Here is a 26804-nt window from a genome sequence, read left to right as displayed (position 1 = left end):
CGTCAGGAGGTGGCGCGCGGGAGAGAAGGTCGGCACTGTCGGCGGTTCCGTTCTGGTCGTGCGGGTGGGGTCAGGCCGTCGGCGTCGTGGCGCGGGGCTCGGGGACGGTGACGGCCGGCGCCCGGCCGGTGACCAGCCCCGTCGTCGCCTCGGGGGCGCCGAGGTGGGCGGCCACCTCGATGCGGACCAGTTCCTTGAGCTCGTCGATCTCGGCGTCGACCCGGGCGATGCCGTCGATCGCGAGGTGCGCCGCGCGGCCGACGTCGGCGCGGGCCAGGTCGAGCGCCTGCTGGGCGGTCTTCAGCCCGTGCGCCCTCCGGGCGGCCGTCTCGCGCTGCTGCGGCAGCCGCTTGCGCAGGGCGAGGTAGGTCCGCATGCGCGGGTGGTGCTCGGAGAAGCCGGCGTAGTACGCGAGCAGCCCGGACGCGAGGAACAGCCCGGCCAGCAGCACGGCCGACAGCAGCGGGTCGGTGCCGTCGCCGGTGGTTGTCGCGGTACCGAAGCCGCCGGTCGCCGTCCCGGCCTCGTCCGCGTTGAGCCGGAAGGCGAAGGCGACGCTGCCGAGGGCCAGCCAGCCGACGGCCATGAGGCCGATGGCCACCCGCCCGAGGCCGCCGCGCGCCTCGCGGAGCTCCTTCACCGCCCGGCCGATGCCGTGCATGAGACCGACCGACGCCGCCGCGAAGGCTAGCGTCAGCGCGCCGATGACCAGCTCGCCGGCCTCGCGGTACGCCGTGGCCAGGACGATGTAGAAGGTGGCCAGGTCCCCGGCCGCGGCCAGCAGCAGCAGGACCGTGATGACGAGGGTGTGCAGCCACGGGCGCACCAGCCCCTCGAGCGGGTCGAGGGTCGGGCGGGGACGGCGGCGGCGCTCGCGCGACTCGACCGGCTCCCGCTCGGCGGGACCGAGCAGCTGGGTCTCGAGGATGCCGATCATCCGCTCGGTGTGCGCCACCTCGGCCTGGGCCGACTCGAGCCGCTGGCCGGCGACGACGATCTCGGCCTCGAGCCGGGCGACCTCACGCTGCGCCGCGTCCTCGGCGCGGGTGCGGTCGGCGTCGACCTCGGCCCGCCGGGTCCGGCGCATGCCCTCCAGCCAGGCGTCGAGGACGTCGCCGTTGGCGGCGTCGATCGAGCCCGAGCCCGCGAGCTGCGCCACGCGCGCGCGGACGTCCTCGTGCACGTCGCGGCGTCCGGCTCCCGGCCACGCGACGTCGATGGTGACGACGGGCTGCCCGTCTCGCGACGGACGGGACCAGGGACGCTTCACGCGGACACCTCCGAGGGTTCGGTGGTCGGCAGGGACGGGTCGGCCTCGGCCCACGCCGGCGGCCGGGCGAGCTGCGTGTCCCACCGGCGCACCAACTCGTCCCGCTCCGGGTGCCGGCGGATGAGCGCGCGGCGGTAGACGGCGGCCTGGCGGTCGGTGAACTCGGCGAGCCGTACGACGCGCGAGCGGGCGACGTCGGCCCGGGCGCGCAGCCGGGCCCGGAGGTCGGCCTGCTCGGCGACGGCGTCGTCGAGCTGCCGCTGCAGGTCGGCCTGGGTGGCGCGGGCCCGGTCGAGCTGACGGCGGTACGCGACGGCCCGGCGCTCACGGGTGGCCGTCTCGGTCATGGCGTCCTCGTTCGGGAAGCGCAGGGAGAGCCACTCCTCGGTCGGCGGCTGCGCACAGCGCTCGACCTCGTCGGCCTGGCGCACCAGGGCGGCGGCCAGGGAGGACAGCTGCGCCTCGAGCTGGCCCAGCCGGACGACGGACTCGTCGACGTCGGCGAGGTAGCGCGTGCGCTCGCGCTCGCAGGCGTCGCCGAACTGGGCGATGAGGTCGCGCAGGACGGGCGTCGTCCCGGCGTCCAGGCCGACGGGCAGGCCGGCGCGCCGGTCGGTGCGGGCGTACCAGCGCAGGCGCAGCCGCTGGCGCAGCGGGATGCGCAGGGTGCGGAAGCCGAGGTCGACCTCGTGCGTGATGGGACCGGCCACGTCACTCCCCTCACGGATGAGTCGCCGCCGGACGTGCGGCGGATGCGGTGGGAAGCCGTCGAGCGAGGGCTCCTCCAGTCGTCGCATATACGCCGCGACCGGCGGCGGAGACGGACGACCAGCGAAACGTATTCGTGCCGGATGATGCGGGGCCCGCGTCGCCGGGAGCCGTCATCCCAAGTGGGGAGGGCGGTCGTCAGCGTGTGGGAGCCGTCCAGCGGGCCACCGCGGTCGGGACGCCGGGCGGGAGGTAGCGCGGCCCGACGACGGTCTCATCGCTGCAGCCCCCAGTCCCACGGCACGCGTGCCGACTTCCGCTCGTCGTGCCGCGGGCCGAGCGTCTGACCGTTCTCTACCGAGGTCGTCCCGCCGCGGCTGTGCGGGTGGACCTGGCCGGCCTCAAGGTCCTTGATCGCCCTGCAGCGCCATCGAGGACTGATTTGTGCTCGCGCAGGTGGCTCGCGCATGCGAGGACCGTCCGCAGCGACACCGGTACGTCGGCCTCGTCAGCAGGCCCATCGAGAGGGGCTACGACGGCGGGTGCTACCGGTCCATCCCCCGGAAGGACAGGCAGCCGACGACACCGCTCGCCATGCGCGTCAGGTGGACGTCTGCTGGCAGAACTCCGACGATGACGCGGTCCGCCAACCGCCGTCCCCGAGGAGCACCGTGACCGTCCTCCCCTCGCTGGGAAAGCTCGAGGTCGTACCCGTCACCGAGGTCTGGAAGCACGAGGCCCTCGTCTTCACTCCCTGGTTGCTGGACAACGCTGACCGCCTCGGCGAGGCGTTGGGGATGGAGCTGGAGCTGACGGTCAACGAACACCCGGTCGGGGACTTCTTCCTCGACCTCCTCGGGCACGACCTCAACACCGGCGAGACGGTCATCGTCGAGAACCAGCTGCAGAAGACCGACCACGGGCACCTCGGGCAGCTGCTCACCTACGCAGCCGGCGTCGACGACGTCGCGAATGTCGTCTGGGTCTCGCCCGAGTTCCGGCCGGAACACCGCGCGGCGCTCGACTGGCTGAACACCCACACGCTCCCCGGCACCCGTTTCTTCGGAGTCCAGGTCTCGGCCGTGCGGATCGGGGACTCGGTGCCCGCGCCGTTGTTCACGGTCGTCAGCCAGCCCAACGACTGGGCTCAGTCGACGAAGAGCGCAACGCAGAGCCAGTCCGCCCCCGGTCCCAAGTCGACGCTGTACCAGGCCTTCTGGCAGCAGTTGCTCGACCGGTTGAAGGCCGAGCACCCCGGCTGGTCCAAGGGCAAGGCGCCGCTCAACAACTACTTCGTGATGTCGGCCGGCGGCCACGGACTCGTGTGGGGGCTGAGCTTCACCAAGGACCCGCGGATGCGCAGCGAGCTCTACTTCGACCACCCCAGCGCCGCGCACAACGAGCTCATGTTCGACCGGCTGTCCGCTGTGAGGCGGGAGTTCGAGGCCGCGTTCGGTGGACCGCTGCTCTTCGACCGGCTCGACGGGAAGAAGGCATGCCGGGTGGAGGCCGCCTCCGCTCCCGCCTCGATCGAGCAGGAGGACGAGTGGCCGGCCTACGTGGACTGGATGGTCGACACGCAGGCGCGCCTACGGACGGCCCTCACCGCCATCGGCGGGTTGGCCGCACTCATCTCGGACTGATCTCGGGCACGGCAGGCCGGCGAGGGGTCCTGCCACGTCAGCTCCCCGAGGTGAGCCGCCGGACGACGGCCTCGCCGCCGACGCGGCGGATGAGCTCCAGGTCCCCGCAGACGACGAGCAGGTCGCGGGCGCGGGAGAGGCCGACGTAGAGCATCTCCCGCGCCCGCGCCTCGTCCCGGAAACCGTTCACTGCCAGGACGACGGCCGGCCGCTCGAGGCCCTTGAAGCCGAGCACGTGCCCGTAGAAGAGGTCGTCGCCCTCCCAGAAGGTCTTCCAGTAGGCGTCCTGCCCGTCCTGCTGTCGCTCCACCTGCACCGGGTGCCGGTGATAGGTGGTGAGCAGCGCGACCGCCTCGTGCGGCCAGCCCTCCCCCAGCAGCGCGTCGGCGGCGTCGTCCGCCGCGGCGACGGCGTCCTCGGTCGCGCACGGGACGAACCGCACGGGCACGCCGTTGCCGCCACGGTTGCGCATCTGGGTCGGCGTCAGGCTGCCGAACGTCCCGGCGATCTGCTTGGTGTTGCGCAGGTTCTCGACGAGGTTGAACGGGGTCAGTGCCACGGTCGGCCGGCCCTGGCGCGCGAAGACCCGCTGGCCCTCATCGGCGAAGACGTAGAGCTGGCCGTCGTCCGGCGAGCGCAGCGCCGCCACGACCGCGGGCCACCAGCTCTCGGCGAAGTCCTGCGCCTCGTCGATGACGACGGCGTCGAAGCGCTCCTCCTCGGGCAGGGCGCCGGCGAGGGAGACCATCTGCTCGGGGAGCCGGTGCTCCCAGTAGCCGCTGTCGTCGTCGGTGCCGGGCGGCACGCCCCAGTCGATGCCGAGGCCGTGGAAGGTGCCGACGTAGGCCGGGCGCTCCTTCGGCCGCCAGGTGGCCACCCGCCGGCGGAGGAACTCCGCGAGTCCCCGCGAGTAGCACATGACGGCGACCCGCTCCCCGGCGCGCGCGAGCCGGCGGGCCTTCTCCAATGCGAGCCAGGTCTTGCCCGAGCCGGCTCCGCCCCGGACCTCGACCCGACGGTTGTCCTCGAGCATGTCGAGCACGCGCGCCTGCTCGCGGGTGAGCAGGTCGCACTCGGCCTCGCGCTCGTGCAGCTGGGCGAGGAGGTCCTGCTGCGGGATGCCGACGCCGCCGAGGCAGTCGACCAACACCTCGACGTCGTCGGCGGTCGGCGGCTCGCTCTCCGTCTCGCACTGCCGCAGCGCGGAGGCGACGCGGGCGGCCGCCTGCCCCAGGTCGGTGCGGTCGACGACCATCCAGCGCGGCGCGTCCGGCGCGGCGAAGTCCTCGGGGACGACGGTCGCGGGCAGCGCGACGAGGTGCACCATCCGCGGATCGCCGGCACGCCACCGCCGGTCCTGGCGCAGGTAGTCGCGCAGCAGGTACTTGCAGCGCACGGCCTGGTCGACCGGGTGGATGCGCCGGTCCGCACCGTTGCCCGCCTGGCGCCACTCAGCGTCCTGCAGGTACACGCTGCCGCCCTTGACCTCGATGACGGCGATGCCGAAGCCGGGCCAGGCGACGATGACGTCGGCCTCGCGGTCCTCACGCCGGTCGCTGAACCGCTGGCCGCACACCATGACGGCGTCGTCGGGCAGCTGGTCCCGCAGCGCGTCGGCGAACTCCTGCTCCGCGTGCGACTCGAAGACCGGCTCGGCCGGGAAGACCCGTGCCGTCACGTGCACACCCCACTCGTCTCCATCCACCGCCCGTGACCGTTCACGACGTGACGCCGGCGAGCATCGCAACGGGCGACCCCCTCCCGGGACATCCCCGAGGGGTGGACACCTCGTCCGACTCTCGAGGCACCACGGCCTCACGAGTCGCACCGGCGTCCCGGCCTCCGCCGCGCGGCCGGGCAACCGAGTCAGCCTGGGTCCATGCCGAGCAACGGGATCTTCTGCCTCGAGGGCGAGTGGGAGGAGCGGCTGACGGACAAGCTCAGCGTCCGCCCCGGCCTCGACATGCTCATGACGATGCGCAAGGACCGCCTGATCCACCGCAACGCGGCGACGTCGGACGAGTTCGCGCACTACTTCACCAAGTGGACGTCGCACCGCTACAGCGCTTTTCCGCTCGCCTACCTGGCCTTCCACGGGCGCCGCGGCAAGGTCGCGCTCGGTCGGGACGACCTGTCGCTCGCCGAGATCGCCGACCTGGTCGAGCGGCCGCTGACCGGCCGGGTCGTCTACTTCGGCTCCTGCGAGACCCTCGGTGCGACCGATGCCCAGCTCGCCGAGTTCGTGGCCCGTACCGGCGTCCGCGCGGTCGTCGGCTACACCCGCCAGGTCTACTGGAGCGAAGCCGCGGCCTTCGACCTCACCCTGCTGCCCGAGCTCCTCGACAGCACCGACCCGAGGAAGCAGTACAACCGCCTGACCAAGCAGCACCCCTACTTCGTCGACGGCCTCGGGCTCCGCATCGCCACGGCGACGTGGGTGTCGCCACGGAGGCGCAGCGCGGCCTAGTCACGCCCCTCAGGCGTGCCGGAACAACTCAGCCGGTCGCCCGACCGACCCTCGGGTCATCTGTCCTGTGCTCACGAGGCGGTCCTTGACGTGTCGTCGGAAGACGTCGGGCTGTAGACGGTGTCCGGCCACGGCCTCGTGCAGGCGCCGCAGGTCGCGGAGGGTGAACGGCTCCGGGACCAGTCGCTCCGGGTCCGGGCGCTCGGCGTAGGCGGCCCGGACCCGGGCGACCGCCATGTCCACGATGTCGTCGTGGTCGAAGGGCAGGCCGGTCGCCTCCGCCACCGGGCGCAGCTGGACGTCGCCCGGGCGCGCTTCGCCGACCGGTGCGACGACCGCCGTCGGGAGCAGGACGACGTGCGCCACCGACAGCACCCAGCCCCGATCGTCGCGCCGGGGGTCGTCGAAGACGTGCAACTGCCGCGGCGCCTGGCCGCGGAGGCCCGCCTTCTGGTCGAGCGAGCGCAGCACCGCGTCGGCCAGGGTCTCGCCCTCGTGCAGGAAGGTGCCAGGGAGCGCCCACGCGTCGGATCGAGTCGCGCTGTCGCGACGGACCAGGAGGACCAGGAGCCCCAGCTGGGGATCGGGTGTCAGCACGGCCGTGTCGACGGCGACCGAAGGCCGCGGATAGTCGACCAGCCTCCGGCCGGAGGCGTCGCGGTACTCGATGGTTGACATTAACGCGGATCCCGCCTAACTTAGGTTTGCGCGGTTGAGCGCAATCTACGGGAGGTGGGCACCATGAACAACCTCGAGGTCCGACTGCACGTCGGCCAGGGGACCACTCGCGGACCGCTGACGGTCTTCCCCGTCTGGACCGACGCCCCGACACTCCCGTCGCGCTACCTCACCGGCGCCGGCGTCCCGGTCGAGGTCGCCGAGCGGGCGGGCTCCCCCGTCGTCGACCAGGTCGTCGTCACCAACCGTGCCGACCGTCCGGTCCTGCTCCTGGCCGGGGAACTGCTCGAGGGAGGCTGGCAGACGCGTGCCCTCACCGGCTCGATGCTTCTGGCTCCCGGCCTCCCGACCGTGCAGCAGGTCGTCTGCGTGGAGCAGGGGCGGTGGGGTGGGCCCACCGCCCACACCCGGAGGGCACGCCGGACCCCCTTCACCGTCCTGTCCGCGATGGACGGGGACCAGGCTCAGCACGCGGTCTGGGACCGGGTGCGCGGACTCGGGTCGGTGGCGGGACCGTCGGCCACCGACTCCCTGGCGGACCGCCTCGACCGCACGGAGGCAACGGCTCGCGACCTGACCCGTGGACTGCGACCGCTGGCCGGTCAGCGCGGCCTGCTGGTGGGCATCGGCGGCCGGCCGGCCTGGATGGAGGTCTTCGACAGCGCCCGGACCCTCAAGGCCCACTGGGCGGGGCTGCTGCATGCCGCGACGGTCGACGCCCTGAGCCGCCCGGCCGTCCGCACGCCTGCGGCCCTCGCCCGCAGCTTCGCCGAGAACATCGAGCGCACCCGCCTCCTCCCCGACGGCCCGACCGGCCTCGGTCACCGCGTCCGCGGGGGTGACCGGGTCGGCGTGACGGCCCTGACCTGGTCCGACCGCACCGTCCACCTCACCGCCATCACGTCGGAGGCTTGAGATGACCGTTCCCCTGTCCCGCCGGCACCGTGTCGCCGGCGCCCTCGTCGGCTCCGCCGTCGGCGACGCGCTCGGCGCGCCGTTCGAGTTCGGCCCGGCCGGTCGCTTCTCCGCCGAATTCCCCTCCCCCGCCCGCGGTGCCCGTACCGAGATGCGCGGCGGCGGCACGCTGGGATGGGAGCCGGGCGAGTTCACCGACGACTCGCAGATGGCGCTGCTCGTCGCGACCTCCCTGGTCGACGAGGGAGGACTCGACGAGGCCGACGTCTTCGACCGGTTCCGGGCCTGGGCCCAGGCCGGCCCACCGGACGTCGGTGTCCAGACCGGCGCCGTCCTCCGCTCCGGACTCCCCTGGGACCAGGCCGGGGCTACGCACTTCGCCAGGACCGGTCGCGCGGCCGGCAACGGCTCGCTCATGCGGACGACGCCCGCGGCCATCTGGTTCTCCCGCTTCGGCACCGACGCCACCGTCGACGTCGCCCGGCGCATCTCGGGCCTGACCCACGGCGACCCGGCGGCCGGCGAGGGCTGCGCGGTCTTCCACGAACTCATGCGCGTGGCCCTGGACGGCGGCGATCCGCTGGCCGCCGTCCCCACGGCTCTCCAACTGGTCGAGGACGAGCACCGCGACAGGTGGGCCACCGTCCTCGCGGAGGACTGGACGCCGGAGAAGGCGACCGAGTCCAACGGCGCCGTCTGGCCCACGCTCGGCCAGGCGCTGTGGGCGCTGCGGCACGGCCGGGACTTCGCCGAGGTCATGCGGCTGGTCATCGACCTCGGCGGTGACACCGACACCGTCGCGTGCGTCGCCGGCGGCCTGGCCGGGGCCGTGTACGGGATGGGCGGCATCCCGTCGCGCTGGGCGACGGTCGTGCACGGCACCGTCCCCGGACACGGCGACAGGGTGTGGCGGCTGGCGGACCTGCAGCAGCTCGCGGCAGCTCTCGACGGCGCACCGCTGAAGAGGTACGACCCCGGCCGCACCGAGCGGCTCGGCCCGGTCGAGGTCGTGGACGGCATCTGGGCGGCGGACCTGGACGGCGCCCGGTACAGCGAGGAGGACTTCGCCGTCGTCTCGCTCTGCCGGCTCGGCGAGCCGTTCCCCCACCGCGTGCACCGCATGGCCTACCTGGCCGACAACGACGACAACCCCGGTCTCGACGCCGTGCTGGCCGACGTCCTCGACGACATGGACGCGCTGCGCGAGGAGGGGCACCGCCTCCTCGTGCACTGCCACGGCGGGGCCTCGCGCACCGGTCTCGTCCTGCGGGCGTGGCTCGTCCGCCAAGAAGGGAAGGACGTCGAGGAGGCCACCGCCCTCGTCCGCGAGCGCTGGCCGCACCTCGGCACCTGGAACGCGAGCTTCACCGCCGCGCTGTACCGCCTGGCGCGGTCGCGGTGAGTGCTCTGGACGTCGGAGTCGTCCGAGCACGGGTGGCCGACCGGGTGAGCGCCTGGGACGACGAGGACGTCGCCATCGAGGTCGAGGAAGCCCGGGGCGGGTTCCTCCAGGTGACGATCCGCAGCCGCTTTCCGCTCGTCTACTACACGCAGTGGGTGACCCTGGGATCCGACGGCGAGGTCACGCTCCCGGCGCCCGACGACGGCTTCACGTCGCTCGGCGCCCGAGGGGCGACCGTCGGGACCGTGACGACGGACGACGAGGCGGTGACGACGGTCGTCGCCCAGGTCGAGCGGGCCGTTCGGGTCCTGCACGAGGACCAGGCACGCGCCACCGAGTCGGCCCGACCCTCGGCTCAGCCTGCCGTGGCGCCCGAGGACCTCGCGGTCGCCTGCGAGATGTGGCAGGGCGGTCGGGACACCGGGTCGTCCCGGCTGCGGGGCGCTGCCCGCGTCCTCACGGGCGTCCGGCACTACTTCTGCGCGCCGTTCATCAGGGCGCAGGAGGAGCAGGCCCGGGCGTCGGTCAGCGACCTGCGGGCGGCCGTCGCCCTGCTGCGCGCAGTCAACGCGGCCGACCACCTGGACGCCGACGGGTGGGACGCCCGGGTCGGCCTGCCGGCGCGCGGCTTCGCCGGCCGGGGCCTCGCCGCCAAGCCCGATCAGGACCCGCAGATCGAGCGGCAGCTCGAGAGAGGGTCGATCGAGATGCCGCTGTGGGGCGTCTCGCTGAGCCCCGTGGTCGCTGAAGGCTTCGGTACCCGGTTCGTCTTCGAGTTCGTCGGCCCGTTCCCGGCCGTCCCGGCGTGGGTGGCCTCCGGGGTCACGGCCGAGGAGGAGGAACTGGTCACCGGCGGGCGGTACCGGGTCCTCGGGCAGGAGCAGCGCGGGGAGACGACGCACGTCCGGTTGCGGTGGATCGGCGCGAGCGGCGACCGGGTCGGCTCGGACGCCCTGCTGTTGGCCGTGCTGAGCGCCGTCCCGGGTGTCGTGGGCAGTTCGCTGACGCGGTCGGCCGGTGGCCGAGAGGAGCTCGAGCTGCGACTGGGCGCGGAGGACTCGGCCACCGTCACCCGCGTGCCGGACGCGGACGAGGTGACGGTCGTGCGCTACTGGCCGCCGGCCCCGGACTGGGCGGCCAGGGGCGACGACGAGTACAGCCAGTGGGCCGCCATCCGGGCGGCCTCACGGACGACGACGGAGCAGGCGACGGTCGACACGGTCGTCGCCGCGGTGATGAGAGGACGGGACGGATGACGACGCTCGAGGACCGCAAGACGATGGGCAGCGGCCCGCTGTCGACCCGCTACGACGAGGCGCTGGCGTACGCGTCAGCGCACCACCGGGAGCAACTGCGCAAGGGCTCGCGGGTGCCCTACCTGACTCACCTGATGAGCGTCAGCGCGCTGGTGCTCGAGCACGGCGGCAGCGAGGACCAGGCGATCGCCGGGCTGCTGCACGACGCCGTCGAGGACGCGCCGCCCCACACCACGGGTGGTGCGGTCCTCGGTGAGATCCGGTCGCGCTTCGGTGACGCCGTCGCGGACCTCGTGCGGGCATGTTCGGACGGGTTGGACGCCGACGGCAACCGCAGCGGGACCTGGGCCGAGCGCAAGCTCGCCTACGTCGAGGCCCTACCCGGCAAGCCGGCCGAGGCGCTCGTGGTCACCGCTGCGGACAAGACGCACAACGGGCTCTGCATCGCCGCCGACGTCCGTCGCTACGGGCAGGGCTTCTGGAAGACCTTCAACGCGTCGCGCGACGAGCTGCTCTGGTACTACACGAGCGTCGAGCGGGCGGTCGCCGAGCGACTGGGCGACCACTCCATCACCGCGGCCCTGCACCGGGCGGTCGATGAGCTGCTGGCCGCGGCAGGCGTCGAACGGGCGTCCGTCCCCGCGGAGCTGTCCGCGCTCCACGAGGCCTGACAGCGTCCTGTTCTGTTTCACCGGCCAGCAGATCCAGCGCGCACCCGCTGCGGCCGACCCCAACTATCTGTGGAGGTACCGACATGGCGTTACCCACTTGCCCGCTCTGCGACAGCAGCGATCTCGACGGAGTGGAGAAGCTTGCCGATGGCCGCCTCGTGGTCCGCTGTCTCGTCTGCGACCACGAGTGGGTACGCGGTGAGGCGCTCGCTCCCGCCAAGCCGACTGTGGTGGCCACCTACGAGAGCCTCAAGGTGGTCTTCCCCACGGCCGACGACGTCCGCCCCGAGGTCCGCAGGCGTGTCGACGCGCTGATGGACGCCTTCCTGAGTACTCAGCCGCAGACGGACCCGCAGGTCGCCCCCTACTGGGCGAAGTACCAGCAGGTCTTCAGCGAGGACGCCCTGTGGGACGCCGACCCCGAGGACCTCAAGGCGTTCGCCAACAGCAGCATCGGCGCGCACCCCGGCAACATGTCCGTGTTCAACCGGGCCTGGAACGACTTGGGGCCGGAGAAGGCCGCCGCCCGCGTACGGGCCACGATCGACCACCTCCTCCGCGGCCCCGCCGGCACCCGGCTCGAGGACCGCTTCACCGATCTCGTCGAGGAGCGGAAGGGCCTGGGCATGGTCGGCTTCAAGGAATCCCTGCTGACCCGCGTCCTCTGCGTCACTCAGCCGGAGCGGTTCCTCCCGATCCTCAAGTACTCCACGCCGTCCGGTGGCAAGAAGGAGATCGCCCTCCTCGTGTACGGCCTCGACCTGCCGCCACGCGAGAAGGTCTCGTGGACGATCGGACGACTCGTCACCTGGAGCAACGACCTCCTGGTCAGCCTCCTGCAGGACCGATTCCCTGAACTCCAGCACGCCTCCGCATTCCTCTGGTGGGCCAAGGACCAGGCCCCGGCGCCGGGCGCCTGACACACCGCTCGGCGTCGCCCAGGTCACGGGCGTTCGTGTGCACCCCACCGGTGCAGCGCGTCCAGAACGTCCTGCCACTCGGACGTTCGACGCGTCGTCCCGGCGACCTTCCGCACCCGTCCTGTCAGTCGGGCAAGCTCCTCCGCCAGCTCACGCTCCGCGGGATGGTCGAGGAGATCGGCGTACCGGCGGTCGAGCAGGTGGGCCGACTCGCGCGACGCCAGGACCGCGATCCGGTCCAGGAGGATCTCGAGGTCCCGACCGGCGGCGGTCATCCGCACGTAGCGCTCGTCGTCCGACTCCTCCGCGGGGGCCGCAGGTCCGACGGCCACCGACTCGAACTCGGGGTGCCACAGCCGCGCAGTGAGGTCGTCCCGCTCCAGCATCAGGAGCGTGCCCATCGTCGTCCGGGACCGGTGGTCCTCGTTGAGGGAAGCCACCTCGTGGACCAGACGGATGACGTTGTCGTCCGTCATCGAGGCACCGACGACGAGCAGGTGCTTGGTCATTAACGTCGCCTGGAGGACGCTCGCGAGCGGACGTTGCGTGGCGTCGTAGCGGACGAACGAACGGCGGTCCAGCACGATGTCGTGCGGTCGCCGGGCGTCGCCGTGCATCTTCACGAGCCAGCTCCGGTCGCGTGACAGCGTTGCTCGCGGGTCGGCGCCGGGCAGGACTAGCGGGACCTCCCGGCCGGTCACCGCCTTGACTGCCCTCTCGTACAGGTCGTCGAAGTTGGTGGTGACCACCTGCTCGACACCCAGTGACGCCAGGAGCACGTGTCCGAGTGCGTACCGGGTCGGGTTGCCGAGGGCGTCGACGACGTGCTCACCGAGGCTCTTGCCCGCCGGCCGACGACCCCCGCCGCTGGCCGGGGCACCGGCCAGCCGACGCAGCACCTCCGCTGCGTCGAGCGGGTTGAGACCCATGAGGGCATCGACTCCGCCCGGAACGTCCATCCGTCGGGCCACTGCCGACAGCAGCCCGCGCCAGGTGGGGAGCCCGGCCGCGACGCCCGTACCGGCACCCATGAACAGGGCGAGGTCACCGCTGCGCGCACGTGCAGCGAGACGCGAGGCCAGCGCGTCCTGCCGGCCGGGCAGCGGCACGAGGCCCATGGCGCGGCGCTGCGCCTGCAGGGCCGAGTAGTCCGACCGGCTGGCCGCGACGATCACGACGTCCAGACCGTCGGGCGCCTTCTGCGCCTCCTCGAGGAGGCCGCGGATGACGGCGCCCCGCCGCCTCCCGTGGCCACCGCCGCCGACGCCGACGACAGGAAGCGCGATCCGCCGGGGACGCCCTGCCGGCGTCTCGCCGGAGTCGGCCACGGCCTGGAGAACCTGCCGCATCCCGTCACGGAGCCACTCGACGTCCCCGCCCGCCGACGCACCGACGTGCAGCAACCAGCGTGACGGCCCGCCGCCGGCCCGACCGTCTGGATCCAATCGGAGGTACCGGTGTTCGTCGTCCAGCGGCACGATCCTCTGCCGCTCGGGGACCGCGCCGTCCCAGCCGAGGGTGCGCCACCAGTGGCGCCGCACGCCCGCTGGACCGCGCTGATCCGTCGAGACGACCACGTCGTCGCAGTGCAGGGCTTCGAGAGTTCCAGGGACGACGAAGACATGGGCTGCCACGCCCGGGATCCTGCCGCGCCTCAGTGCGAGTGCATCCGATGAGGGCCCAGCCGAGTGTTCGCATCAACCGAGGCACGACACCGATGCGCCTTCGATCCCAGGCTTGTATCAGTTGCACCGCCGAGCCCAGCTGCCTCGAAGGCAGCACGGATCCGTCTTGATGGTGGAACTGATCACTCCCGCGTGCTTACCGTCCGCACGGCGCCGCTGACGAAGCGTCGTCATCGGACGCCCCGATGTCGTTCCGGTCCCTTATGGTCCGCGGGCATCGGTCAACGGGGACGGAGTGGTCGCACGTGAACATCGACGGCTGGGCCGGGGTCGACAGCGAGCTCGGCGCCCACGTCCGTGAGCAGTCCGAGCGCTGTCTCGCCGCCTACCGCGAGAACCCGCTCCTGGTCGCTCAGGACGGCGCCATCGAGGTCTCGACCGCCGAGGGCGGGTACGGGCGCAAGCAGCTCTACGAGCTCATCCAGAACGGTGCCGATGCACTGGTCGGTCGCACCGGCCGGATCTCCGTCGTCCTGATGAACGACACCCTCTACTGCGCCAACCAGGGAGCGGCGGTCACGCCCAAGGGCGTCGACGCCCTGATGACCTCCCACATGTCGGTGAAGCGAGGAACCGAGATCGGACGGTTCGGCCTGGGCTTCAAGTCGGTCGTCGGCATCAGCTCGGCACCGCAGGTCTTCAGCCGCTCCGGCTCCTTCGGGTTCGACCGGGCGGCCTCGCGGGACCGTATCGAGCGGATCGTCCCCCATGCCGAGAAGTACCCGACCCTGCGCCTGGCGGAGCCGCTCGACCCGGCTGTCGAGGCGTCTCGCGACGAAATCCTCGCGAACCTCATGACCTGGGCGGACACGGTCATTAAGCTGCCGCTCCTGCCGGGCTCCGATTGGCTTGCGAGCGACGTCCAGGACTTCCCCGGCGAGTTCCTGCTCTTCTCGCCCCACGTCACGCAACTCGAACTCCACCACCTCGAAGAGCTCTTCACCAAGGAGGTGCGGACCACCACCCGGGACGACGGTGCCGTCGTCCTCGACGTGGCCGGGGAACGCACCGCCTATCGGGTCATGCGGCGCGTCCACCGCCCGTCCGAGCGAGCGCAGCGCGACGCCGGCGAGCAGGCCCGTCGCGATGAGATCCCCGTCGTCTGGGCGGTCCCCGAGAAGGCACGTGGTCGGCTCGGCGCGTTCTGGGCGTTCTTCCCCACGGCCTCCAAGACGACACTGTCCGGCATCGTCAACGCGCCGTGGAAGACCAACGAGGACCGCCACGACCTCCTCGCCGGCCAGTTCAACGACGAGATCCTGACCCAGGTCCTGCCCGGCATGGTCGCCGAGGGGCTCCCACTCCTGGTCGACCCCGCCGATCCCGCGAGCTTCCTCGACGTACTCCCGGCCCGCGGCCGGGAGCAGCGCTCCTGGGCGGACGACAGGATCAACGACGCGGTGTTCCGCGCGGTGGCCCGTGTCGACTGCCTTCCGGACGGAGACGGACGCCTGGGGTCCGCGGACCGTCTCAAGCTCCACCCGAAGGACCTCGATCCCGAGTGGCTCGAGGCCTGGGCGGAGTGCCCCACCCGACCCCGCGACTGGGTCCATCACACCGTCGACAAGAACAACGAGCGCCGGCTCAAGGCGGAGCGCCTCGTCGCACAGGTCGGACGGCGCCCCCGCGAGCTCGCCGAGTGGCTCGAGGCCCTCAGCGCCGGCCGTCACCTGGTCGGCGCAGCTTCCGCGGTGCTCCTGGCGGCACGGATCGTGGCGGACCGGCCGGACCTCGAGTCAGAGATCCGCAGGGCGGCGCTCGTCCTCACTGACGACGAGCAACTGGCGCCGATCGTTCGGGGGTCTCTCTTCCTCCCGACCGAGGGCCTCGAGAGCAGCGACGACCTCTCCTTCGTCCATCCGCACCTCGTGGCCTTCCCCGGTGTGGAGGAAGCCCTCCGTCAACTCGGCATCAACACGGTCGACCAGTCGGGACTCCTGCGAGCACTCGTCAAGCAGGAGCGCGATGCTTGGGACGACGAGCGCTGGACCTGGTTCTGGCTGACGAGTCGTTCGGTGGACCCGGCTGTCGCCGCCGGGATCATCCGCGAGGAGCTCGGCGATTCACTGGCGAGCCTCCAGGTCCGGACGCTGGCAGGTCGCCGTGCAGCGTTGTGGGACACCTACCTCCCCGGCTCGGTGGTCCCCGCGGACAGGAGCCGTGACGCCGCCTTCGCCATCGACATCGTGTGGCACCAGGAGGACCGACCTCTCCTCAACCTGCTCGGTGCTTCCGCGGGTCCTGCACTGCACCCCGATCGGTCGGGAGAGGGGTGGCTCGACGACTACGAGAAGTGGGCCATCAAGCGCTACTACGAGCAGTTGCCGCGCGGTGGCCCCCGTCCGGCCGAGGGTTACCTCCGAGTGCACATCGGGACCGTGCCGGACCCCCTCGGTCTCATGACCAGCCTGTCCTCGGCAGGACGGGCAGCACTGACCCGAGCGGCCCTCGACCTCGGACCCGAGCAGGACCGCACGGTCGCTCATGCCACGGTCGCTCACTACCCACGACAGACGGTCACCGGTCCTCTGACCTGGTACCTCAGTCGCCATGGCGTGGTCGACACCGCCTACGGTCCCCTGCCGATCCCCGAGGTCCTGGCCCCGGACGATCGGGTCCGGGACATCTTGCCCGTCGCGCGTGTCACCCGTGACGAGGCGGATCGACTCGGCATTCGTCGCGGCATCACGGGCATCAGCGACCCGGAGTGGCGGCGGTACCTGAGTCGTGCCGGGGAATGGAGTGACGACGCCCGGCGCAGCAAGCTCTACGCCGTCGCCGCGGAGCACGCCTCGGCGCCGGAGGCGCTGCACGTCCGGCTCGGTCAGCGTGTCGTGGAGGTCGACACCGAGGACGTCTACGTCGTCGACGACGAGCGCGAGTACGGCGCCCTGCTCGCTCAGTCGATCCCGGTACTCCTCGTGCCCACCGCCGAGGACGCGACGCGACTGGTCGACGCCTGGGGTCTCGCCGACGGGAGCACCCTGCTCGCCACGGAGGTCTCCTTCACGGCCGCCGGGGAGGCCGGCCCGCTGGTCGACCGGTTTCCCCCACTGCGCCTCTACCTCCCGCCGGATCTCGAGGGCCTTGAGCTGGTGCCGTGCCGGGACATCCAGGTCAGCACCGTCACGCCGGCCGGTCGCTCCACCGAGTACCGGGACTTCCTCCTGCACGAGGGGCGCGTCCACGCCGTCCTCGGCACGGACACCGCCTTCCTCCGGCGGCTGTCCCAGGAGCTCGACCTCGATCTGAGCGACTCCGACGTCGACCACGTCATCCGTCAGACCGAGGACCACGCCGCACGCAACAAGGCCGCCGCCATCCGGGACGCGGACGACGACGATGAGCGACTCCTGATGGCCGTGGGCGAAGCTGCCCTCCGTCGAGCCATCCCCCAGTTGGCTCTGTCCTCCCTCGAGACCGGTGGCACCCGGCTCGAGGGCCGGGAACTGGCGGAGATCGCCCGAGCCGTGCACGGGATCTCCGTGCTCAGCAAGCTCCGCCAGGGCCTGTCCGACCAGGGCCTGGAGCCCCCGGAGCGGTGGGCCGGCAGCTCCAAAGCGCGACGCTTCGTCACCGACCTGGGGTTCTCGTCCGACTTCGCTGGCATGCCCGCCGCCAGCCGTCCCTCGCTCATGGAGGTCGACGGTCCTGCGCCGTTGCCGCCGCTGCACGACTACCAGGAGCGTGTCCTCGAGGAGACCCGTGCGCTCCTCCGGGGCCGAGGTCCCTCGCGTGGCCTGATCTCCCTCCCCACCGGGGCCGGCAAGACCCGGGTCGCGGTGGAATCGCTCGTGCGCCACGTCCGCGAGGAGGGGCTGACGGGGCCGGTGCTGTGGATCGCGCAGAGCGACGAACTGTGCGAGCAGGCGGTCCAGACCTGGTCCTTCGTCTGGCGTGCGGCAGGCCCGCCCGAGCGGCTGCGCATCAGTCGCCTCTGGGGCGACAACAGCGCCAGCCGGGTGGACGACGGCTTCCACCTCGTCGTCGCGATCGACGACAAGCTGAGCTCGATCCTGGACCGGGAGGAGTACTCCTGGTTGAAGGAGGCCGAGGTCGTCGTGGTCGACGAGGCCCACACCTCCATCTCGCCGACCTACACCCGCCTGCTCGACTGGTTGGGTCGTGGCCGAGCGCGGCGACAGCGACCGCTCATCGGGCTGACGGCCACGCCGTTCCGAGGGGTCAGCGAGGACGAGACGAGTCGCCTCGTCGCCCGCTACGACAACAACCGGCTGGACCGGACCGCCTTCGGCGACGTCGACCCGTACACCGCCCTGCAGGACCGGCGGATCCTCGCCCGGGTGCAGCACCGGCTGCTCGACGGTGCGGACGTGCAGCTCAACGAAGCCGAGCTGGACGAGTTGCGCAGGTTCCGCCGGGTGCCGCGCCAGCTGGAGACCCGTCTGGGTGCCGACCAGGACCGCAACGAGATGATCGTGCGCTCGATCCTCGATCTGCCCGAGGACTGGACGGTCCTGTTGTTCGCGTCGTCGGTGGAGAACGCCGAGACCCTCGCGGCCATGCTGGCCGTCCGCGACGTCCCCGCCGTGGCCATCTCCGGTGGGACGGACCCGGCGGAGCGGCGGTACTACGTCGAGCGCTTCCGCAGGGGCGACATCCGGGTCATCACCAACTACGCGGTGCTGGCCCAGGGCTTCGACGCCCCGGCGGTGCGCGCGGTCTACGTGACCCGACCGACCTTCAGCCCCAACGTCTACCAGCAGATGATCGGCCGGGGGCTGCGTGGTCGACTCAACGGTGGATCCGACGAGGTGCTCATCGTCAACGTCCAGGACAACTTCGACCAGTTCGGCGAGCGTCTGGCCTTCTACGACTTCGAGTACCTGTGGAGCGGCGCCGCCTGTGGATGAGGAACCGACGCTTGACGAGTCGCAGCGACGGGTGGCCGAGGCACCCGCTGGTGCCCGACTCATCGTCACGGCGGGCGCCGGGCAGGGGAAGACCGAGGTCGTCGCGGCACGCCTCCGCCACCTGATCGAGGAGGAGGGGCTCAGCGGGACGGACGACCTGTTGGTCCTCAGCTTCTCCCGTGCGGCGGTCGCCGCCGTCCAGGGCCGCGTCCGGGGCGACAGCTCGCTCGCCGCCGTCACCGTCCGGACCTTCGACAGCCTCGCCTCCCGGCTGCTGCTCGAGGCGGGCGAGGACGTCGAGGGCCTGCGGTTCGACCCCCGGATCCGCGCGGCCACCGAGCTGCTCGAGAAGCCGGACTCCGACGTCCCGACCGTCGACCTGCTCCGCCACGTCGTGGTGGACGAGGTGCAGGACCTGGTCGGGGACCGGGCGGAACTCGTTCTCGCGCTCCTGCATCGACTGGACGCCGAGGCAGGCTTCACGGTGCTCGGCGACCCGTTGCAAGCCGTCTACGACTTCGTGCTCGACGAGTCGAAGAGCTCGATGACGAGCACACAGCTCCTCGACCGGCTGCGCGCCGCCCTCGGGGCGGTCGACCTGCAGCTCGAGCACCACTACCGCGCGCAGACCGCGGAGACACGGGCCGTCGTCGGTCTCGGCGACCGGATGCGGACGGCCCGGTCGGGTCGCAGCCGGCTCAACAAGGTGCGTCACCACGTCGACGGCCTCCCACCGGTCGGCACGCTGGACGATCTCGTCCGGCTCCTCCCCCGCTGGACCGGCCGAACCGCTCTGCTCTGCGACACCAACGGCCAGGCCATGCTCATCTCGCGACAGCTCGACGAGCTGTCGGTGCCCCACCGGCTACGCCGACCGGCCGAACAACTGTCGGTCCCTTCGTGGGTGGCGGGGGTCCTCGCGGATTCGCCGACCCGCCACATCGACCGCGCGACGTTCGACCGCATGGTCGACGAGACGGGGCTCGTCGTGCCCCACACCGCATGGCGGCTCCTCAAGGCCACGGAGCGGCGGCGGCGCGCACCCCGCGAACTGGACCTCGTCGAACTCGCGGCACACGTCGCCGCAGGAGACGTTCCTGTCGAGCTGGCGGACGCGGGGGACGCGGACGTCGTCGTGTCGACCGTCCACCGGGCCAAGGGGCTGGAGTTCGACAACGTCGTGGTGGTCGAGCAACCGGAGCGCGCGGCGGAGGAGCCGGACGACGACGCCGACGACGAACGCGCACGCGAGCTCTACGTCGCCGTCTCCCGCGCCCGGTCCCGCCTGGCCACCGTGAAGTCGCCGAGCACGAGCGGCCTGTACCGCGATCGCCGGCCTCCCGGCCGGTGGGTGCACGGGTACAAGTCCTGGCAGACCAACGCCTTCGGGTTCCAGCTCTCCGACGTCGAGCGCAAGCGTCCGTACGGCGACGACCCCGACACGGCGCAAGAGGTGCAGCGGCTCCTCAGGTCGGAGCTCGCCGCCGCCGGCCTGCCGGTGCAGGGCCAGCTGGATCCCCGCCGCAGCACCCCGTCCGCGCCGGTGTACGAGCTGTCGGTCCGCGGACACCCCGTCGCGATCACCTCGGCCGGCTTCGGGGCGGCACTGATGCAGCGGTTGAACCGGGTCTGGCGCAACCACCCGGGACCTCCGGCGGCTCTGCACGGGCTGCGGACCGACGGGGTCGAGACGGCAGCAGGACCGCCCATGGCCGGCGACCGGCTGGGGGTAGGTCGGTGGGGACTGTGGCTCGCGCCGCGGATCGGCGGACTGGCTCACCTGGAGTACGAGAGAAAGGACCGAGGATGACCACGCTGGCCGACCAGTACGGGTTCCGCGAGGACCTCGTGGAGACGCTGTGCCGCGACCTCCTCGGGCCCGCGGCACCGGACGAGGTGCTCGATGAGAGCCCGCTCGACCGCTACGTCACCGGCGTGCTGTTCCCGACGACGGCCGCAGGGACGGACGAGGAGCGCGACGAACCGGACGCCGAGACCGGCTCCGGCGCGGACGCGGGGTACGACCCCGGGGTGGCCCTGTCCCGGCAGCGTCACCCGTCGTCGATGGGTCTCTCCTTCGCCGTCGACCGGTCCGTAGCCGACGCGGTGACCCTCACGTCAGCGGCCGCTCGGTACGCCGCCGAGACGCCGGTCGACGCCCCGGAGGAGCCGGCTGCACACAGCCGCTCACGCCGGCCCCGCGGTAACGAGGCATGGCGCCGCGTCGCCGTCGGACCCGTGACGACGAGGGTGGACGTCACCCGCCCCGGCATCCAACAGTTCCCCGTCGCTGACGGACTCGAGCTCTACTGCGTCGTCCGCCCCGAGCAGGACCGCGTCGTCCCCGTCACCGCCGTCCTCCGCAACACCTTCAGCGTGGCGCGCGGGGAGCTCCGCGACGGGTACTGCTTCCTCCAGCCGTCGCTCGAGGTGTCCGGGCCCGAGGGGGCGTTCGTCGACCGTCGGTCCGGCCGCCAGGTCGCGGTCGACGACGAGGACCTCGAGTCGTACGACCTGCTCTTCCGGGACGTGCGGACCTTCGCCGTGGGCCACGGCTGTGCGGTCGAGTGGGAGACCGGCCGCCCGACGGTGTCCCGCCTCGGGACGACGTTCCTCCCGTCGCACGAGCTCCAGCTGGCCACACCCCGGGAGCTCCCCGCGGTCGACCTGCGCATGAGCCACCTGGCCGAGGCTCCGGACGACGTGGTGGTCGGCGGACTCCGCCGGCTCGTCGAGGAGTACCGGCGGTGGATCGCCGAGCAGCGCACCGAGGGCGACCGACTCCCGGAGCCGCTGCGAGCGACCGCGGCCCGTCACATGGACGACGCCGAGGAGGCGGCCGGCCGGATCCTCTCGGGCATCGACCTGCTGGCGGACCGTCCCGACGCCATGCTCGCCTTCCGCCTCATGAACCGGGCGATGCAGGCTCAACGTGCTCGTCAGGACTGGATCCGGTCGGGCGCCCACGGGGAGCCGCCGGTCGGCGCCGAACAGACCTGGCGTCCCTTCCAGATCGCCTTCGTCCTGCTGGCGCTCAGGGGCATCGTCGACCCGGAGCACGAGGACCGGGAGCGGGCCGACCTGCTGTGGTTCCCGACCGGTGGTGGCAAGACCGAGGCCTACCTCGGCCTCATCGCCTTCACGATCCTCATGCGTCGGCTCACGGCGCCGACAGCCGGCGGGGTCAGCGTCCTGATGCGCTACACGCTGCGTCTGCTGACCCTTCAGCAGTTCGAGCGCGCGGCCTCCCTCATCTGCTCCCTGGAGGTGCTGCGGCGGACGACGTCGTACCTTCCGGGTGCCGCCCCGATCAGCCTCGGCCTCTGGGTCGGTCAGAGCGCCACGCCGAACACCGTGGACAAGGCTCGCGCCGCCCTCAACAAGATCCGCGGCGGGCAGAAGCTCGCGACCGAGAACCCCGTGCAACTGACCCGCTGTCCGTGGTGCGGCATCGACCTGGACGTCGACGACTACGCCGTCGACCGACGGGTCCCCGAGCTCCGCGTCTCCTGCCGCAACCGGGACTGTGCCTTCACGGGCGGCCTGCCCGTCCATCTCGTCGACGAGGACGTCTACCGGGTGCGGCCGTCCCTCCTCATCGGCACGGTCGACAAGTTCGCGATGCTCGCCTGGCAGGAACGGGCGAGCAGCATCTTCTCGACGGACGGGCAGGGACTGCCGCCGGACCTCATCGTCCAGGACGAACTGCACCTGATCTCCGGTCCACTGGGCACCCTCGTGGGGCTGTACGAGGCCGCGGTCGACGCCGCCTGCGCTCGCCGGCACCGGCCCAAAGTCGTCGCCTCGACCGCGACGATCCGGCGGGCCAAGGCCCAGGTGCGAGCCGTCTTCGACCGCACCTCCGCCCAGTTCCCGCCCCCGGGGCTCACCGTGGGCGAGACGTTCTTCTCCGAGGACGCCGATCCCGAGAAGAAGGGCACCCGGCGCTACGTCGGCATCATGGCGCCGGGCACGAGCCAGACGACGCTCATGATCCGCACCTACGCGGCGGTGGTGCAGGGCACGCAGGACCGGCCGGCCGCGGACGAGGTGAAGGACCCCTACTGGACCCTGGTGGGGTACTTCAACAGCCTCCGCGTGTTGGGCGGCGCCTACATGCAGGTGCTCGACGACGTCCCGGACCGACTCAAGGTCCTGGCGCAGCGCACCGGTCATGAGCCGCGCAGGGTCACGCAGGAGCCGATGGAGCTGACCAGCCGGACGGACTCCTCGGACATCCCCCTGCACCTCACCCGACTGGGCCGCGGGCTCCCCGACCCGGACACCCCCGACGTCGTGCTGGCCACCAACATGATCTCGGTGGGTGTCGACGTCGACCGGCTCGGGCTGATGGCCGTGATGGGCCAGCCGCAGGCGACGGCCGAGTACATCCAGGCGACCAGCCGCGTCGGCCGCAAGTACCCGGGTCTCGTGCTCGTCATGTACAACGGCGCGCGCTCCCGGGACCGGTCCCACTACGAGGACTTCCTGCCGTACCACCAGACGCTGTACCGCCAGGTCGAGGCGACGAGCGCGACACCGTTCGCGGCGCGGGCACGGGACCGGGGCCTGCACGGCGTACTGGTCGCCATGGCCCGCCTGCTCGCTCCGGGCGCCGGTCCGGACACGGGGGCCGGCCAGGTGGATCGCTTCCTGACCGACCTCGAGGCGCTGGCCGCGAGGATCGTCGAGCGGGCCAGGGACGTGGAGCCCGACTCCGCCGACGACACGGACAGCCAACTCCAGTCGCTCATCGACGTCTGGGTCCGCGAGGCGGACGCCCGCAAGCCCCTGCGCTACTCCGTGTACGGCAAGCCGGAGACATCACTCCTGGTCCAGGCAGACCAGGCGGTGACCGACACCAGGTTGAACCTCGACACGGACGACGTCCCCTGGCCCACGTTGACGAGCCTCCGCGACGTCGACGCCACCTCGTCACTGCACCTGGTCCCCAACCGAGACAGGAAGTTCCGATGAGCCCGCGCCAGGTGCCCACCGCCCGACGCTCCCAGCTGGTCACCACCTACGGAGTGGGGGCCCTCTTCCCCGCCCAGAACGAGAGCTTCATGGTCATGGGGCTCGAGGAGTGGGCGGACGCGGGTCTGGGCCCGGAGATCCTGGAGGCACGACTGGCGCGCAGCCTGCGCGTCTCGTCCTTCCATGCGCCGGCCGCGGGCAGCGACAAGGGCCGGGACGTCCCGGTGATCCGCCTCCCGGAGTACCAGTTCTGCCCCGAGTGCCGCCGGCTTGCGCCGATCTGGGAGTTCGGCGGGTGGAACGAGCACGTCTGCAAGGAGTGCGACGCCGACCTGGTGCCCTCCCGGTTCGTGGTCTGCTGTCCGCGCGGGCACATCGACGACTTCCCGTACCACGCGTGGCTGCACGGCTCGAACACCGGCATCGGGTCGCCGGAGCACCGCCTGCGCCTGCACGCGCTCGGCCGGAGCTCGTCGCTCAGTGACATCCGGGTGTCGTGCACGTGCGGGACCACGCCGATGAGCCTGGAGGGAGCGTTCGCCGCCGACGCCTTGCGCGGCGTGCGCAGCTGCTCGGGCCGACGCCCGTGGTTGGGCGCCGACTCCCGGGAGTCCTGCACCGAGGTCCCGCGGACCCTGCAGCGGGGTTCGTCGAACGTCTGGTTCCCGGTCGTCGCATCCGCGATCTCCATCCCGCCGTGGTCGGAGGGCGTCTACCGGCTCCTCGACCGGCACTGGTCCGTGCTCGCCGCGATCCCGCCAGACGCGGTCCGCGCCACCCTGAGCGGGATGGCGCTGCCCGCGCACCAGTACACCCTCGACGAACTCACGGACGCCGTGCTGCGCCGACGCGGCGAGACGCCCGGCGAGGAGGACGACGACCTGCGCGTCGGCGAGTACAAGGCCCTGGTCGCCGGTCGACGCGAGGGCAAGGACAAGCAGGACTTCGTCTGCGAGCCGACGTCCGTCCCCCCGTCCCTCGCCGACCAGGTGGTCCAGGTCTCGCGGGTCTCCCGGCTGCGCGAGGTCCGGGCCCTGCGGGGGTTCACGCGGATCCTCCCCCGGACCCACGAGACACCGGACGAGCACGTGGCCCCCCTGACGCGGAACGGGTCGTTCTGGCTGCCGGCCATCGAGGTCACCGGCGAAGGCGTCTTCCTCCGCCTGGACGGCGATCGGCTCGCGACCTGGGAGTCCGGGGACTTCGCCCGTGGACGGGCGGAACTCCTGCAACGCATCGTCGACCAACGCGCCGCGGACCGCGGGCTCGGCCAGCAGCCGGTCGTCACCGCCCGCGACCTGTTGCTGCACTCCTTGGCGCACGCCCTGGTGGAGCAGCTGAGCCTGGACGCGGGCTACCCGTCCGCGTCCCTGCGGGAGCGGGTCTTCAGCGACGGCGACATGGCCGGGGTGCTCGTCTACACCGCCACCTCCGACTCGGGCGGCAGTCTGGGCGGTGTGGCCGCCCAGTCCGAGGAGGGGCGGATGCAGCAGGCGGTCCTCGGAGCGATGGCCCGGCTGTCCTGGTGCTCCTCCGATCCCGTCTGCATCGAGTCGGTCGGCTCCGGCGCGGACGCGCTCAACCTGGCCGCCTGCCATGCCTGCCTCTTGGTCCCCGAGACCAGCTGCGAGCGCAACAACACCTTCCTCGACCGCGCGACCCTGGTCGGCACGCCGGAGAACCCGGAAGCCGGCTTCTTCTCGGCGCTGTTGAGCCGGGTCTGATGGCGAGGTTCGTCCCGCCGCTACGGGTCTCGTCGGGTCGGAGTCCCGCCGAGACCCGCGTCCTGCAGTGGCTGAGCAGGCTGGGTGACGAGTGGACGGTCCTGCACTCGCTCGGGGTTCTCAACCACCCGTTCAAGCGCTGGGCCGAGGCGGACGCCCTCGTTATCGGCCCTCCGGGGCTCGTCGTCCTGGAGGTGAAGGGCGGCCGCGTGGCACGGCGACAGGGCGTCTGGGAGTTCACCGACCGGTCGGGACGTGTGACGCGGAAGCGAGAAGGCCCGTTCGACCAGGCCGGCGGCGCCCACGGGGCCATCCGCCGGCACCTCGTCGACCAGGGCGCCCTGGGCCCCGACCAGTGCTCCGGGTGGGCCGTCGCACTGCCGGACGTGACGCTGACCGGACGCGCACCCGACGTGGTCGAGGAGGTGCTCCTCGACGCGAGCTCGGAGTGGTCCGCACCCGAGCTCGTGCTGAAACGGTGGTGCCGCCATTGGGCAAGACGGTCAGGCGCGGCGTCTCCCTTGACTCCCGAGGACGTCGCCGCGGTCGTCGAGATCCTGCGCGGTGATCTCGACCTGCGCCCGGCGCTGTCGCTGCTCGCCGACGAGGTCGACGAGGAGCTGACCCGCGTCACCGCCGAACAGGAGCGGGTGCTGCGCGCGGCGGCGGACAACCCACGGCTGGCGGTCGCCGGCAGGGCCGGGACGGGTAAGACCATGCTGGCCCTCGCGGAGGCCCGACGTCTGGCCGACGAGGGCGGTCGAGTGCTGCTGACCTGCAGCAGCGCCCCGTTGGCCCGCAGGCTCGATCTCGCCCTGCAGGACGCTCGGGGGATCGACGTCCGGACCCCCTCCGAGCTCCTCACGACCACAGGCCCCGACCGGTACGACGCGGTGGTCGTGGACGAGGCCCAAGACCTGGGTGCGGGCTGGCGGCACATCGTCGACGCCCGCGCACGCGGAGGCGTCGAGGCGGGCACGTGGCGGCTGTTCCTGGACCCGGCGCAGGACCTGGCCGGCGCCGGTGTCGACATGGCCTCGACCCTCCCGGCGTCCACGACGCGGATGAGCCTGACCCTGAACTGCCGCAACACGCGTCAGATCGCGGTGATGGCGTCGATGCTGACCCGGACCGAGCTCGACGCGGAAGCACCCGTGCTCGGTCCCGAGGTGGTGATGCACTGGTGGACCGACCCCTCGGAGCAGGAGCGACTCCTCGCTGCAGAACTGCAGGACCTCGTGGGGTCACTGCCACCGGCGCGCGTCGCCGTGCTGACCCAGCGGCCGATGATGGCGGCCCGGCGCGCTGCACTGTCCCGCCTCGCGGGCGTTCCCCTGGCCGGGCTCGAGGAACGACGGCCGCATGCCGTCGTGGTGGCGACGGCGGAGGAGTTCAAGGGACTCGAGGCGGTTGCCGTGCTGATCGCCGACCTCGAGTCGCTGGCCCGGGCGACCGACCGCCGCCACGCCTACGTCGCCTGCACGCGCGCACGGGTCCGGTTGACGTTGTTCCTGCACGAGGCCGTGCGAGAGGAGTACCAGGCCGGCGCCGCCTGGTTCGGTGGCGTGGTGACCCGGCGGGCGACGCCCCGCGGGCTCCAGTCCTTCTGACGCC

17 protein-coding genes are annotated in these 26804 nt (G+C 72.1%); 12 read left to right on the top strand and 5 right to left on the bottom strand.

Translation table 11 applies throughout. The features are described from left to right. Positions 1-70: 70 nt before the first annotated feature. Both ACI796_RS02390 and ACI796_RS02385 read right to left on the bottom strand, forming a co-directional pair. Positions 71-1270 carry a hypothetical protein gene (locus ACI796_RS02390; RefSeq protein ID WP_456939663.1) on the bottom strand — a complete coding sequence of 400 codons (1200 nt, stop codon included), beginning with the start codon at positions 1268-1270 and terminating at the stop codon, positions 71-73. Next, positions 1267-1980, bottom strand: coding sequence for a hypothetical protein (locus ACI796_RS02385; RefSeq protein WP_456939662.1), 714 nt, complete (start codon positions 1978-1980; stop codon positions 1267-1269). Before ACI796_RS02385 ends, ACI796_RS02390 begins: the two co-directional genes overlap by 4 nt. A gap of 756 nt (positions 1981-2736) precedes the next feature. Between ACI796_RS02385 and ACI796_RS02380 the strand changes: the two genes are divergently transcribed. After that, complete coding sequence (locus tag ACI796_RS02380; protein WP_456939661.1) at positions 2737-3621, top strand: DUF4268 domain-containing protein; 885 nt, start codon at positions 2737-2739, stop codon at positions 3619-3621. A gap of 37 nt (positions 3622-3658) precedes the next feature. On the opposite strand, the gene ACI796_RS02375 is transcribed toward ACI796_RS02380, so the two are convergent. After that, positions 3659-5299 carry an NERD domain-containing protein gene (locus ACI796_RS02375; protein ID WP_456939660.1) on the bottom strand — a complete coding sequence of 547 codons (1641 nt, stop codon included), beginning with the start codon at positions 5297-5299 and terminating at the stop codon, positions 3659-3661. Between the two features lie 201 nt (positions 5300-5500). Between ACI796_RS02375 and ACI796_RS02370 the strand changes: the two genes are divergently transcribed. Further along, the gene (locus tag ACI796_RS02370; protein ID WP_456939659.1) at positions 5501-6088 is read left to right on the top strand and encodes a DUF6642 family protein; all 588 of its coding nucleotides are present in this window, start codon (positions 5501-5503) and stop codon (positions 6086-6088) included. Positions 6089-6097: 9 nt separating this feature from the next. Here ACI796_RS02370 and ACI796_RS02365 read toward each other — a convergent pair whose 3' ends face one another. Then, positions 6098-6766, bottom strand: a complete 669-nt coding sequence (locus tag ACI796_RS02365; RefSeq protein WP_456939658.1) for an NUDIX hydrolase — start codon at positions 6764-6766, stop codon at positions 6098-6100. 63 nt (positions 6767-6829) lie between these two features. On the opposite strand from ACI796_RS02365, the gene ACI796_RS02360 reads away from it, so the two are divergent. From ACI796_RS02360 to ACI796_RS02340, 5 genes are all read left to right on the top strand, one after another. Continuing rightward, on the top strand, positions 6830-7681 hold the full coding sequence (locus ACI796_RS02360) for an ARPP-1 family domain-containing protein (RefSeq protein WP_456939657.1): 852 nt from the start codon (positions 6830-6832) through the stop codon (positions 7679-7681). A gap of 1 nt (position 7682) precedes the next feature. Further along, positions 7683-9083, top strand: coding sequence for an ADP-ribosylglycohydrolase family protein (locus ACI796_RS02355; protein WP_456939656.1), 1401 nt, complete (start codon positions 7683-7685; stop codon positions 9081-9083). Positions 9084-9115: 32 nt separating this feature from the next. Next, positions 9116-10339, top strand: a complete 1224-nt coding sequence (locus ACI796_RS02350; RefSeq protein ID WP_456939655.1) for a hypothetical protein — start codon at positions 9116-9118, stop codon at positions 10337-10339. After that, on the top strand, positions 10336-11010 hold the full coding sequence (locus ACI796_RS02345) for an HD domain-containing protein (protein ID WP_456939654.1): 675 nt from the start codon (positions 10336-10338) through the stop codon (positions 11008-11010). The genes ACI796_RS02350 and ACI796_RS02345 overlap by 4 nt, the downstream gene beginning before the upstream one ends. Before the next feature lie 230 nt (positions 11011-11240). Continuing rightward, a complete protein-coding gene (locus ACI796_RS02340) occupies positions 11241-11930 on the top strand; it encodes a hypothetical protein (protein ID WP_456939653.1) in 690 nt (229 codons plus the stop codon). A 23-nt stretch (positions 11931-11953) separates the two neighbouring features. Here ACI796_RS02340 and ACI796_RS02335 read toward each other — a convergent pair whose 3' ends face one another. Further along, entirely contained in the window at positions 11954-13564 is a 1611-nt protein-coding gene (locus tag ACI796_RS02335) for an SIR2 family protein (RefSeq protein ID WP_456939652.1), read from the bottom strand. 296 nt (positions 13565-13860) lie between these two features. Between ACI796_RS02335 and ACI796_RS02330 the strand changes: the two genes are divergently transcribed. From ACI796_RS02330 to ACI796_RS02310, 5 genes are read left to right on the top strand one after another with little or no spacing between them, the layout of a single operon-like run. Further along, positions 13861-18489, top strand: a complete 4629-nt coding sequence (locus ACI796_RS02330) for a DEAD/DEAH box helicase (protein WP_456939651.1) — start codon at positions 13861-13863, stop codon at positions 18487-18489. Then, a complete protein-coding gene (locus tag ACI796_RS02325; RefSeq protein WP_456939862.1) occupies positions 18377-20299 on the top strand; it encodes a UvrD-helicase domain-containing protein in 1923 nt (640 codons plus the stop codon). The genes ACI796_RS02330 and ACI796_RS02325 overlap by 113 nt, the downstream gene beginning before the upstream one ends. Beyond that, positions 20296-23466 carry a hypothetical protein gene (locus ACI796_RS02320; RefSeq protein WP_456939650.1) on the top strand — a complete coding sequence of 1057 codons (3171 nt, stop codon included), beginning with the start codon at positions 20296-20298 and terminating at the stop codon, positions 23464-23466. The genes ACI796_RS02325 and ACI796_RS02320 overlap by 4 nt, the downstream gene beginning before the upstream one ends. Beyond that, complete coding sequence (drmB, locus tag ACI796_RS02315) at positions 23463-25190, top strand: DrmB family protein (RefSeq protein ID WP_456939649.1); 1728 nt, start codon at positions 23463-23465, stop codon at positions 25188-25190. Before ACI796_RS02320 ends, drmB begins: the two co-directional genes overlap by 4 nt. Continuing rightward, positions 25190-26800, top strand: a complete 1611-nt coding sequence (locus ACI796_RS02310) for an AAA family ATPase (RefSeq protein ID WP_456939648.1) — start codon at positions 25190-25192, stop codon at positions 26798-26800. The genes drmB and ACI796_RS02310 overlap by 1 nt, the downstream gene beginning before the upstream one ends. Positions 26801-26804: the final 4 nt, after the last annotated feature.

This window comes from Geodermatophilus sp. SYSU D00525 (assembly GCF_054050475.1).
The sequence above is the reverse complement of the archived record's forward strand: the minus strand, read 5'-3'. Positions and strand labels throughout refer to the sequence as shown.

Excerpts from the sequence above, each read along its gene's own strand:
- ACI796_RS02355 (WP_456939656.1), top strand. The coding sequence starts at position 7,683 with ATGACCGTTCCCCTGTCCCGCCGGCACCGTGTCGCCGGCGCCCTCGTC.
- ACI796_RS02310 (WP_456939648.1), top strand. The coding sequence starts at position 25,190 with ATGGCGAGGTTCGTCCCGCCGCTACGGGTCTCGTCGGGTCGGAGTCCC.
- ACI796_RS02360 (WP_456939657.1), top strand. The coding sequence starts at position 6,830 with ATGAACAACCTCGAGGTCCGACTGCACGTCGGCCAGGGGACCACTCGC.
- drmB (WP_456939649.1), top strand. The coding sequence starts at position 23,463 with ATGAGCCCGCGCCAGGTGCCCACCGCCCGACGCTCCCAGCTGGTCACC.
- ACI796_RS02370 (WP_456939659.1), top strand. The coding sequence starts at position 5,501 with ATGCCGAGCAACGGGATCTTCTGCCTCGAGGGCGAGTGGGAGGAGCGG.
- ACI796_RS02365 (WP_456939658.1), bottom strand. The coding sequence starts at position 6,766 with ATGTCAACCATCGAGTACCGCGACGCCTCCGGCCGGAGGCTGGTCGAC.
- ACI796_RS02345 (WP_456939654.1), top strand. The coding sequence starts at position 10,336 with ATGACGACGCTCGAGGACCGCAAGACGATGGGCAGCGGCCCGCTGTCG.
- ACI796_RS02320 (WP_456939650.1), top strand. The coding sequence starts at position 20,296 with ATGACCACGCTGGCCGACCAGTACGGGTTCCGCGAGGACCTCGTGGAG.